Annotated in this window: 1 pseudogene; it reads left to right on the plus strand. The window is 42.1% G+C overall.

Annotated elements, in window-relative coordinates:
* A pseudogene (locus tag ACFIMQ_RS09740) lies at positions 1-541 on the plus strand (hypothetical protein); the annotation flags it as partial.

The raw sequence follows: 541 nt of genomic DNA on the forward strand, positions 1-541 counted from the left end.
CTTCATGGGCAAGGTGACACAAGAAGCAAGAGCAAACTGAAGTTACTTTTAGATGGAGATATTTCTGAAGGGTCTAGTGAGGCAATTACGGGCAACCAGCTTTATTCTTTGAATAAGACATTAGCGATGTATTTAGGTGGAGGAGCGAGCTATGAAGGTGGCGCATGGCATGCTCCAGAGTTCAAGGTTGCGCGCTTTAATGCAGATGGTAGTTTATCAGATAAGAAGAACTATAATGATGTTGCAGGTGCCTTTGAAGGTGTTAGTGAGAGTATGACGCTTATCAACGACCGTATTAAAGAGGTTTCTAACAATATAGATACGAATAGTTTGCATTGGAATGAAGAAGCCGGGTCGTATGATGCTAGTCATAAGGGAGCTTCGAGTAAGATTACGAATGTTTTGGGTGGCAAGGTTGAAAAAGGTTCGCAAGAAGTAGTGAATGGAGGTCAGCTATGGGAGACGAACGAGAAGGTCAACGAGGTTGATCATAAGGTAGATAAGCTAGACCAACATGTTAAAGATATTGAAACTGCGGTTA

This window comes from Bartonella sp. AD13SXNS (genome assembly GCF_042196465.1).
Classification (GTDB): domain Bacteria; phylum Pseudomonadota; class Alphaproteobacteria; order Rhizobiales; family Rhizobiaceae; genus Bartonella.